The 11,251-nt window shown below is 64.6% G+C and carries 8 protein-coding genes; 3 read left to right on the top strand and 5 right to left on the bottom strand.

Annotation, left to right across the window (positions count from 1 at the left end):
- Positions 1-266 precede the first annotated feature (266 nt).
- Positions 267-1,316, top strand: coding sequence for an asparaginase (locus U5782_RS00840; RefSeq protein ID WP_322041969.1), 1,050 nt, complete (start codon positions 267-269; stop codon positions 1,314-1,316).
- Positions 1,317-1,339: 23 nt separating this feature from the next.
- Here the strand turns inward: U5782_RS00840 and U5782_RS00835 are convergent, their stop codons facing one another.
- The gene (locus U5782_RS00835) at positions 1,340-3,610 is read right to left on the bottom strand and encodes an amylo-alpha-1,6-glucosidase (protein WP_322041968.1); all 2,271 of its coding nucleotides are present in this window, start codon (positions 3,608-3,610) and stop codon (positions 1,340-1,342) included.
- A 284-nt stretch (positions 3,611-3,894) separates the two neighbouring features.
- Complete coding sequence (gene gltA / locus U5782_RS00830; RefSeq protein WP_322041967.1) at positions 3,895-5,196, bottom strand: citrate synthase; 1,302 nt, start codon at positions 5,194-5,196, stop codon at positions 3,895-3,897.
- 371 nt (positions 5,197-5,567) lie between these two features.
- On the opposite strand from gltA, the gene U5782_RS00825 reads away from it, so the two are divergent.
- Complete coding sequence (locus U5782_RS00825; RefSeq protein WP_322041966.1) at positions 5,568-5,969, top strand: hypothetical protein; 402 nt, start codon at positions 5,568-5,570, stop codon at positions 5,967-5,969.
- Positions 5,970-6,209: 240 nt separating this feature from the next.
- Here U5782_RS00825 and U5782_RS00820 read toward each other — a convergent pair whose 3' ends face one another.
- The 3 genes from U5782_RS00820 to U5782_RS00810 all read right to left on the bottom strand — a co-directional run bounded on the left by U5782_RS00820 (position 6,210) and on the right by U5782_RS00810 (position 9,327).
- The gene (locus U5782_RS00820; protein WP_322042511.1) at positions 6,210-6,995 is read right to left on the bottom strand and encodes an alpha/beta hydrolase; all 786 of its coding nucleotides are present in this window, start codon (positions 6,993-6,995) and stop codon (positions 6,210-6,212) included.
- A 235-nt stretch (positions 6,996-7,230) separates the two neighbouring features.
- Positions 7,231-8,322, bottom strand: coding sequence for a rod shape-determining protein (locus U5782_RS00815; protein ID WP_322041965.1), 1,092 nt, complete (start codon positions 8,320-8,322; stop codon positions 7,231-7,233).
- 360 nt (positions 8,323-8,682) lie between these two features.
- On the bottom strand, positions 8,683-9,327 hold the full coding sequence (locus U5782_RS00810; protein WP_322041964.1) for an alpha/beta hydrolase: 645 nt from the start codon (positions 9,325-9,327) through the stop codon (positions 8,683-8,685).
- A gap of 336 nt (positions 9,328-9,663) precedes the next feature.
- On the opposite strand from U5782_RS00810, the gene U5782_RS00805 reads away from it, so the two are divergent.
- The gene (locus U5782_RS00805) at positions 9,664-11,244 is read left to right on the top strand and encodes a DHA2 family efflux MFS transporter permease subunit (RefSeq protein WP_322041963.1); all 1,581 of its coding nucleotides are present in this window, start codon (positions 9,664-9,666) and stop codon (positions 11,242-11,244) included.
- Positions 11,245-11,251: the final 7 nt, after the last annotated feature.

Here is an 11,251-nt window from a genome sequence, read left to right as displayed (position 1 = left end):
ATGCAGTGCAATAGCGCCCCAAAAAAGCGCATGAAACGCAATCAATCGGCGATTAAGACCGGATTGTAAAGAAAATGAAATTTTTAAATGACGACGCATTGATTTCAATGGTTGTGAACATCGCGTGTCGCCAATGAGAATTCAACGGGAATTCGAATGAGGAATGCGCTCACGCATTGCCGTTAGAATCAGCGCTATCAGAAACGCCCTGGAAACGCTCAACACGCAGCGGACAATCGAGCCGCCAGCTTCGAGGAGACAACGCCATGACTGCCAATACATCGCAAACCACCGCCATCACCTATCGCGGCGGCATCGTCGAGAGTACGCATCGCGCCCATATCGCAGTCGTGAACGCCGACGGCAACATGCTCCATGCATTCAACGATCCCCATCGGCTCACGCTCGTGCGTTCGGCGGCCAAACCGGCGCAGGCGCTCGCCGTCATCGAGACTGGCGCGCTGGAGCGTTTCGGTTTCGACGATAGCGATCTCGCGCTCATGTGCGGCTCGAACAGCAGCGAGGCGCGCCATATCGAACGCACGCGCGCCATGCTCGCGAAAGTCGGTGTCGATGAACCGGCGATGCGTTGCGGCGGTCACGCGCCGCTATCCGACGCGGTCTGGCGCGACTGGATCCGGCGCGGCTTCGAGCCGACTGCCGTGTGCAGCAATTGCTCGGGCAAGCACGTGGGCATGCTCGCGGCCGCGCGCGCGATGGGGGCGCCTGTGGAGGACTATCACGAAGCGGGTCACCCGCTGCAACAGCGTGTGAAGCATACGGTCGCCGAGGTCTGCGATCTGCCCGACGACGGCGTGCAATGGGGCATCGACGGCTGCAATCTGCCGACGCCGGCCTTCCCTCTCGACCGGCTCGCGCGGCTCTATGCGAAGCTCGCACAGGCAGTGGATTCGAACGAACACGACAACGCCCGCACGCAGGCGCTAGCGCGCATCTATCGGGCCATGACCTCGCATCCGGAAATGGTCGCGGGCGAACAGCGCTTCTGCACGACGCTGATGCGCGCGTTCAACGGCGATCTGGTCGGCAAGGTGGGCGCGGATGGCAGCTATGCGATCGGCGTGCGCCGTAGTGCGCTGAAAAACGCACACCAGGCCATTGGTCTGGCCGTGAAAGTGGAAGACGGGAATGTGACCGCGCTCTATGCGATCGTCACGGCATTGCTCAGGCAACTCGGCATCGGCACACCGGAGCAACTGGCCGCGCTGCGCACGTATGACAAGCCGCCCATTCGCAACACGATGGGTGTGGAAACGGGCTATCTGGAAGTGCGCGGCGACCTGCTTGCGCCATGATCGCCGCGCATTAAAGCAGGGCGTTACAGCACCGCCACCACCTTCACATCACTGCGATCCGCCGACGCCACGACCTTGCCGTCCACGCGACGGAACGTGAGCGTCACTGCCGCGTTGCCCACGCGCAGATGCCCCACTTCGAGCCAGTCGATGCCTTCGGGCAGCATCGGCTGCTCGACGCGCACTTCGTGGCGCGAAGCGTCGATGCTCACGCCCAGGCACGCCTCCAGCATCATGAACGGCGACCCCGCCGCCCACGCTTGTGGCAGGCACGCGACCGGATAGGCGGTAGGCGGTTCGCCACGTCGGCGCGGGAAGCCGCAGAACAGTTCCGGCAAGCGCATATCGAACGTCACGGCCGCTTCGAACAGTGCCTGCAACAGGCGCACTGCTGCTTCCTTGCGTCCATATCGCGCCAGACCACGCGCGCAGAGTGCGTTGTCGTGCGGCCAGACCGAGCCGTTGTGATACGCCATCGGATTGAAGCGCGCCTGACCCGCGGCCAGCGTGCGCACGCCCCAGCCCGTGTGGAACAGCGCCGATTCGAGAATCTCCGCCACGGCGCGCCCGCGTTCGTACTCGGGCAGCCCGAATGCGAGCAGATGACCCGCATTCGACGCCAGCACGCGGCATAAATCGCCATGCCCGTCGAGCGCGATGCCGTAGAAGTCCGACTCCGGCATCCAGTACTTGTCCTCGACGCAGCGGCGGATCTTCGCGGCGCGGCCCGCATAGCGCGCGGACTCTTCCACGAGACCGCGATGCGAGGCGAACTTCGCCATCGTGTCGAATGCGGCGCTCGCATAGGCCTGCACCTCGACCAGCGCGATGGGGCCATCGGGGAAGTGTCCGTCCGCATGGAACACCGAATCGTGGCTGTCTTTCCAGCCCTGGTTCGCAAGCCCGCCTTCGGACTCGCGCCGATAATCGAGCAGGCCAAACTGGTTGCGCTCGCACACACCGGCGACCCACGCGGCCGCACGTTCGAGCGCGGGCCAGAGTTCGTCGATCAGCGCCATGTCGCCGGTGCGCTCCGCATAGGCGCCCGCCAGCACGACGAACAGCGGCGTCGAATCCACGCCGCCGTAGTAGAGCGCGAACGGCACCTCGCCGGTGGCCGCCATTTCGCTCTTGCGCATCTCGTGCATGATCTTGCCGACAGCGGCATCGCGGAATGCGGAGTCCTCGCGCGCCTGATGCGCCGCGAGAAAGCGCAGCACGCCGCGCGCAAGCGCGGGCTGGAGCCAGAGCGTCTGCAAGGACGTGATGATGGCGTCGCGGCCGAACGGCGTGGAGAACCACGGAATGCCCGCGTAGGGATACGGTCCGGTCGGCAGATCGGTGGTCAACAGGCCCAGGTCGGCGATCGAGCGGTTGATCCACGCATTGAAGAGCGGATTGCTCGAGCGCACGCGCGCCGTCTGCCGACGCCGCTCGCGCATGACGATGTGCGCATCGACGAGCGCGGCGCGCACGGCCGCGCGGCCCACGCTCTGCCCGTTCGAATCGGCAAGACAATGACGCGGTTTGATGATGCCCGCGCTCGGCGTATCGGGGGCGACGCCCTCAAGCGCTTCGACTTCGACAGACACGGTCAGGTAAAGCGAAACGCAGGCCTGCGCGGGCAGCGCGACGGAGAAGTCCGCGCGGTCGGCCAGCAGTTTGTCCGGCTTCGGCGAAAACTCGATGCGCACGCGGCGCGCAACCTTGTCGAGGCCGATGTATTCGAGCCGCACCTGGTTGCCGTCCACGCGCGGCGGCTTGAGTTCGCCGCGCACTTCGCGCTTGAGGCCGCGCACTTCGAACATGTCGCGGAAGTCGCTCGCGAACGATACCGAAAGCGGCACCACGGCTTCTTCGGTGCCGTAGTTCGTGAGCTCGATCGCCTCGGTCAGCATCGTGCCCGAGAGCACGCGTTCGCGCTCCACGTGAATCACGCCTTCGGGCGTGCTGGTGCCGCCGAGCGGCGGCAAGGGACGATTGGTGAGGTGCGCGGTGAAGGCGGTGTTGTCGCTGCTTACGCTGCCCGACAGCAGCGAGGGCACGCGCCCGCCGAACGTAAGACGCAACGACGACAGCACGCGCGTGTCGTTGACGAACAGACCGTCGTCGATACCGGTGATGTCGCCGAGCGGGTCGTTGACGATGAAGGTGTCGCCCGACTTCAGCACGTGCTGGTCGGCGCTGGCGACCTCGGGTGTTTCGGGCGCGATGAAAGCGCCGTCGGGAGATTGATCGGGATGATCCACGCCGCTTGCGCGCGTGACGCCGCCGAGTGTTTCAGGATCCTGCATTGCCTGCCTCCTCCTCTCTAACCATTGCGTGACATTGCGCTGGAGATACGTCTTTCGCTCGATTGTAGTGGCTGCGAGAAGATCCGCGCGAATACCTGCGCGGGATACGGCATCGGAAAAGATTACGGGCGCCGGCACGGTAAAACGTGCGGGCGCCCGTCGATCGCTGCACGGCGGCTTGTGGCCACCGTGCGCATTGCAGAACGTTATACGGCGTCAATGCATGGCATGGCGATCATCGCTGCGGATGAGCGTGGCGAATGCGTACAAATGCGTGTGAGGACTTAGCGTTGCGCGATCGGCTTCGCTTCGCGCGGCGTGTCGCCGATAAAGAGCTGACGCGGACGGCCGATCTTCTGCTCGGGGTCGCCGATCATTTCGTTCCATTGCGCAATCCAGCCCACCGTACGCGCCATCGCGAAGATGCAGGTGAACATCGCGGTCGGGATACCCAGCGCGCGCTGCACGATGCCCGAGTAGAAGTCGACGTTCGGGTACAGCTTGCGCGACACGAAGTATTCGTCTTCGAGCGCGATCTTTTCGAGCGCCATCGCGAGCTTGAAGAGGGGATCGTCGTGCAGGCCCAGTTCGTTGAGCACTTCGTAGCACGTTTCGCGCATGAGCTTCGCGCGCGGATCGTAGTTCTTGTACACGCGGTGACCGAAGCCCATCAGCTTCACGCCGGAGTTCTTGTCCTTCACCTGCTTGATGAACTCGGGGATGTTGTCCACCGAGCCGATCTGTTCGAGCATGTTCAGCGCGGCTTCGTTCGCACCGCCGTGCGCCGGGCCCCACAGACAGGCGATACCGGCCGCGATACACGCGAACGGGTTCGCGCCCGACGAGCCCGCCAGACGCACCGTCGAGGTCGAGGCGTTCTGTTCGTGGTCGGCGTGCAGGATCAGGATGCGGTCGAGCGCGCGCACCAGCACGTCGTTGACCTTGTACTCTTCGGCCGGGTTCGAGAACATCATCTGCATGAAGTTCGCGCTGTACGAGAGGTCGTTGCGCGGATACACGAACGGCTGGCCAACGGTGTACTTGTACGCCATCGCGACGAGCGTCGGCAGCTTGGCGATCATGCGGATCGCGGACACTTCACGATGCTTCGGATCGTTGATGTCGAGCGAGTCGTGATAGAACGCCGACAGTGCGCCGACCGCCGCCACCAGAATCGCCATCGGATGCGCGTCACGACGGAACCCCCGGAAAAAGAAGTGCATCTGCTCGTGAACCATCGTGTGGTTCGTGACCATCGAAACGAACTCGTCCTTCTGCTTTTGCGTCGGCAGTTCGCCCTTCAGGAGCAGGTAGCAGCTTTCGAGGAAGTCGGCGTTTTGCGCGAGGTTGTCGATCGGGTAGCCGCGATAAAGCAGTTCGCCCTTGTCGCCGTCGATATACGTGATCGCCGAGTTGCACGACGCCGTGGACATGAAGCCCGGGTCATACGTGAACATGCCGGTCTGGCCGTACAGCTTGCGGATGTCGATCACGTCCGGGCCCATCGTGCCCTTGTAGACCGGCAGTTCCACGCCTTCTGCGTGACCGGGGATCGTGAGTGTGGCGTGTGTCTTCGAATCGATCATGTCTTGTCCTTGCATTGCATTGAAGTGCGTTACTTCGCAAGACGCAGCGGGGTTCGGCGCCCGTTGCTGCGGGCTGCCATCACTGCGACCACGTGCCGCATTCTACGCCCCCATACCGCATCGATTCATAGCGGACTCGGCAACAATGCCTCCCCAGACCCGCAACATTGGATGCTTGCAGGATCCTTAATGCCGATTAATGCAACAATATTTTGCCTGTGCAATGCAACATGAACGGCCCGTATCTGCGATACTGCTTGACATGCAATGACTTCCCCTGTCAGGCATGTTGCACATTGGCCCGCCTTCATCTGGCGGGCCTTTTTTACATAAGCCACACGCGCTGTACGCAAAACGTAAGGAAAGAACAGATGAACATCTCGATCGACACCCTGTTCGCTGAAGACGAACTTGCAGAGGGCGCCGTCGTCACGGCTCTCAATCACCAGGACATCGTTGTTGCGCTTTCGGCGGCTCTCGCCACGGAACGCGTCGCCGTGCTGCACATGCTCTACCCGCGCACCGACGCCCGCACGCACGCCAGCCTCGACGCACTCGTCGCCGCCCTGCACGGCCACGGCCTGCATCAGGTTGCGCGCCTCGTCTCGCAGGAAGCGCACTACCTCGTGTTCAAGGACCCGGTGAAGGCATGGAAGGCCTTCCACGAAATCCGCAACGATTCGCTCGCCATCGGCGTGCATCTCTACTACGCGGGCCTCGTTGGCGAAGCCGCCGAGAACAAGCTCGACGCGCACGCGCACGGCCGCGACTAAGCGCCCGCGCCGCGCTCACGTAGCACTCAAGCACTGCCTCCCGGCTGACCGCGCCGCACACGCTGCGGCTCTCGGTCAGCCGGGCTGTCGGCCTGCTTCTTGATGGTTGGCGTGCGAATGGCACGGGTTTTCTTGCACCCCAATTAGTTCGGAGTGCAACACTTTTGCATGCAAACGAAAGCGGCCACCCAGGGTGGCCGCTTTCGTTTTAATCGTGCTTCAAGCGCCTATCGGCAGAACTCAGCGCCCGTGACCGCTCGCGAAATGATCGATCAGTTCGTTGAACGCGGCGGGCCGCGCGAGGTTCATGCCGTGCGAGGCGCCCTCCACCGTCGCGCGGCGCGCGTCGGGCATCCACTCCTCCAGCGCGGCCACTGCGCGCTGGAACACGACCGGGCTCAACTGCCCATCGATCAGCAGCACGGGGCACGTCACGTCGGCGGCGTCCTCGCGGGTGTACGCGGCGAGCGGATCGAGAAACTGCGGTCCGAGCGTGTGCGCGTTGTCCAGCGCCATGCGGCGGAACGACTGCGTGCTCTTGGCCCAGAAGCCGGGACGGCTCACCGAATCCACGAACAGTTCGAGCCCAGCGTCGACCTCGCCCGACTCGATCAGCTGCACGGCGCGGGCGCGCAGCGCGTTGACCGTTTCAGGCAGCTTCGCGAGGCTTTGGCCCGGCTGCTGCACGGGGCCGCCCGGATCGGCGAGCGTGAGCGACTGCAGATGCTGCGGATAGCGGCGCGCAAAGTGAAACGCAACCGCGCCGCCGCGCGAATGGCCAATCACGTGCGCCGGTCCCGCGCCGAAGGCGTCGATGAACTGTGCGACCTCGTCGGCATGGCGGCTCCAGCTGAACGGCTGGCCGCGCACTGCCTCGGGCGCGGGCCAGTAATGCGTGAGACTCACGGAGACGCAGCGGTAATGCTCGCCCAAGCCCGCGAGCTGCGGCTGCCAGTAGCGATAATCGCAAAGCGATCCGTGGATGAAGAGGAGCAATTCGCCTTTGCCGGTTTCGACATACGGCATGGCTTGCCCACCGGGCAGTTCGACGAACGACCCGGGAGCGGGAAAAACGGCTGGATTCACGGCTGGATGATGGGCTGACGCAGGAACGGCGCACGGCCGTCCGACGGTGTTCAGCGTAATTAAAAATGCGAAAGGGCGGTATTGTCGCACGAGCGCGCCTGCCCCGCCCGGGGTGGCGTGGCGCGAACTTCAGCGCGCTTCTTGTGGCGTCGTCGTGCGGCGTTTCTGGGGCGTGTCAATCGTAGGCGCTGAAGGCGGGCTGGTCCGCCGTCACGGCGCCCGCGGCCGCCGCACCCGCGCCGCGCACGGCGCACGTGAGCGGCGCTTCGGCCACTCGCACCGGCACGCCCAGCTCGGCCGCGAAACACTGATCGAGACGGCCCAGCAAGGCGCCGCCGCCGGTCAGCACGATGCCGCTATCCGCGATATCGGTCACCAGTTCGGGCGGCGCGTTCTCGAACACCTGGCGCACCACGCCGATCACCTGACGCAACGGCAGCGCCAGCGCATCGGCAATATCTTCGCTGCTGATCTCGACGGTGCGCGGCAGACCGTCCTCGAGGCTGCGGCCCGTCGCGCGCATACGCTCGACCGGCTCGCCACGCAGCGCGCTGCCGATGTGCATTTTCAGATGCTCGGCGGTCTGCTCGCCCAGGATCACGCCATAGAGATTGCGCACGTGCTCGATGATGGCGCGGTCGAATTGGTCGCCGCCCACCCGAACCGAGCCGCTGCACGCCACGCTGCCAAGCGCGATCACGCCCACCTCGGTGGTGCCGCCGCCGATATCGACGACCATCGAGCCGGTCGCCGAGCCGACGGGCAAGCCCGCGCCCAGCGCCGACGCCAGCGATTCGTCGATCAGGTTCACGCTCGCCGCGCCCGAAGCAAAGGCCGCCTCGCGGATCGCCCGGCGCTCCACGCGCGTGGCGTCACCCGGCACGCAGACCGTGAACGCCGAACGTCGGCCGAAGAAACGGCGCGGCTTCGCCATGTCGACGAAGCGGCGCATCATGTGCTCGGCCGCGAAGAAGTCCGCGATCACGCCATGAGAAAGCGGCTTCACCGTCTGGAGGTTTTGCGGCGCACGGCCAAGGAGCGCCTTGGCCTCACGGCCCACGGCGGCGACGCTCGCGTCCGCGCCCTTGCCTTTGCCCGGATGCGCGCCGCGCTCGAAGCAGACGACCGAAGGCTGATCGAGCACGATGCCCCCGTCCGCCGTATAAATCAGCGTGTTGGCCGTACCGAGATCGACCGCCACCGTGTTGCGGACAGTGTGGCGGGACAGCGTGTGCAGAAGTGAAGATGGCTGCGTGGCTCGGGCCATGTGGTCGTTGTGTTTGAGAAGCGCGCCAAGCGGTGACGCGCTCCCGGAATTCAAACCCGGCGTTGATCGCTAAGCGAATCGTCTGAATATTAAGTAACAATCAGAAGCATTCAGCTGAACTATCCAACCTCGATTGGATCTTTCTGCTGACGATTGGCGTGTGCTTCGACGCGCGCCGGGCGCATGGGGCCTGGGCAGCCCACTGGCTCTATTTACGGCACAAGCCGGGCGAGACTTTAACCGCACCAGAAATAACCGGATAGATTAAGCGCTCAGTGTGGAAAAAATGCGTCAGGCCGCAGTGAAGTGCGGCCTGAGGTGGTTGACAACGCGAGGCGGGCGCCGCGCGTATAACGACGATTAACCCAGCGCGCGCACCAGCGCATCGCGGCCGAGCATCGCGCCCTGCGCCGTGATCGTGTGGCCCACACCCGGCAGCGCGTAAGCGGCCACGGCATAGCCCGCATCGCTGAACGCGGTGGCGGCGCGCTCGAGTTCCAGCACCGGAATGACGCTGTCGTCCTCGCCATGCACGAGCGTGAGCGGCGTGCGATTTTGCGCGACTACGGGCGTCGTGAGCCGCCCGGCGTAGGCGACCACGGCCGCCAGGCCTTCGGCCTGCGTCGCCACGTGATACAGCGACATGATCGAGCCTTGCGAAAAACCCACCAGCGCTAGCGCATCGAAGCCAACGCCCCAATGCGCGAGTTCGGCAGCCAGGCGCTTGTGCAGGATCGGCGCGGCCGCGGCCACGCGCGCGCCGCGATTGGCTTCGTTCACGTCGCGCAGCGTAAACCATTGGCGCCCGCCGAAGCCGCCGTCAAACGGCTCGCTGCCGTCGAGCGACGCGAACGCGACACCGGGCAGCGCGTCGCGCCACGCATCGGCTAGCGGCATCAGGTCGCGTGCGTTGCTGCCCACGCCGTGCAGCAACACGACGAGTGCGCGTGCATTACCCTCGGCCGGCGCCAGGCGCCAGCCTCCATCGAATTGTTCCCAGCTCATTCTCAAGATCCCCTGTGGGCGATGTTTCTGACGTGCGCGCGGGGGTCGGGTGGCAGGCATCGCGCTTGCGAATCCGACGGCCAATCCAGTGCGGTCCCCCGCGCCAGCCGCAAGGATACGCCGGCCTTGCGGGACGCGTCGCCGTGGCTGACATTCGAAAGGAAACGGTAAACATCCCTTGCGTACGCACCGCCCCGAAGCCCCTGCCTCGCGTGAGGATGCTTACACGCCCCTCCATGACCTTTTGAGATTGCGGTTATCCTTGCCGCAAATCCGGCCTGCCGTGCGCGCGGGCTCTTCCAGCTTTGCTGCACCCGAAACACGCGGAGAAGAAGCTTGAACCAGCCTGCCGCCTCGGCCACGCCGCCTGCCCCTCCCGCTCCACCGCCTCCGCTCGAAGGCGGCCGCCTGATCCTCGCGACCGTCGCCGTGGCGCTCGCGACCTTCATGAATGTGCTGGACACCTCGATCGCCAACGTCGCCATCCCGACGATCTCGGGCGACATGGGCGTCTCGGTCGACGAAGGCACGTGGGTCATCACCGTGTTCGCCGCGGCCAATGCGGTCTCGATTCCGCTTACCGGCTGGCTCACGCAGCGCTTTGGCCAGGTGCGCCTGTTCGTCGCGTCGATCTTCTCGTTCGTGATCGCCTCGTGGCTCTGCGGCATCGCGCCGAGCCTGCCGTTCCTGCTGGTCGCGCGCGTGTTGCAAGGCGCCGTGGCCGGCCCACTGATTCCGCTCTCGCAGGCCATCCTGCTCGGCTCCTGGCCGAAGGATAAATCGGCCACCGCGCTCGCGTTCTGGGCCATGACGACAACCGTGGGCCCGATCGCGGGCCCGGCGCTCGGCGGCTGGATCACCGACAGCTACAACTGGTCGTGGATCTTCTACATCAACATTCCGGTGGGCATCTTCGCGGGCTTCATCACCTGGAGCATCTACCGCAACCGCGAATCGCCCACGCGCAAGCCGCCCATCGACCTCGTCGGCCTCGGCCTGCTGATCGCGTGGGTCGCGTCGCTGCAAATCCTGCTCGACAAGGGCAAGGATCTCGACTGGTTCAGTTCGCCCGTGATCGTCACGCTGGGCATCGTCGCGCTGATCAGCTTTGCGTTTTTCCTCGTCTGGGAGTTGACCGAAGCGAATCCCATCGTCGATCTGCGGCTCTTTGCGCAGCGCAACTTCCTCGGCGGGACGATCGCGATTTCGGTGGCGTATGGCGTGTTCTTCGGCAATCTCGTGCTGCTGCCGCAGTGGATGCAGGAGTACCTGAACTACCGCTCGGTCGATGCGGGGCTCGTGACCGCTCCGCTCGGCGTCTTCGCAGTGATCCTCGCGCCGGTCGTGGGCCGCATCCTGCCGCGCTCGGACGCGCGCATCATCGCGACCTGCGCGTTCGTGCTGTTCGCCGTGGTGTTCTTCATGCGCTCGAATTATGTGATCGAGATCGACACGTTTCATCTGGTGCTGCCCACGCTATTGCAGGGCATCCCGATGGCGCTGTTCTTCGTGCCGCTCACCGCGATCATTCTCTCGGGCCAGCCGCCCGGCAAAGTGCCCGCGGCCGCCGGTCTGTCGAACTTCGTGCGGGTGTTCTGCGGCGCGGTGGGCACGTCGATTTCGACCAACGCCTGGAACAACCGCACGGTGTTGCATCACGAACGCCTGACCGAGCAGGCTTCGATCGACAATCCGGTCTTCCGTCAGTCGATCGAGAATACGCAGACGCTGTTGCATCTGAGCGAGCCGTCGGCGCGCGCGTTGTTCGATTTCCAGCTGACGACCCAGGCCGCGATGATGGGCTTGAACGACATTTTCTATATCTCGGCGATCATCTTTCTCGCCATCATTCCGCTCATCTGGATCACGAAGTCGACGCGCGGCGGCGGAGGTGGCGGCGCGGCGGGCGCGCACTGAGCGCGCC

Source organism: Paraburkholderia sp. J67 (genome assembly GCF_905220265.1).
GTDB lineage: Bacteria > Pseudomonadota > Gammaproteobacteria > Burkholderiales > Burkholderiaceae > Paraburkholderia.
Note: the sequence above shows the minus strand (reverse complement) of the source record. Positions and strands in the feature narration are given on the sequence as shown.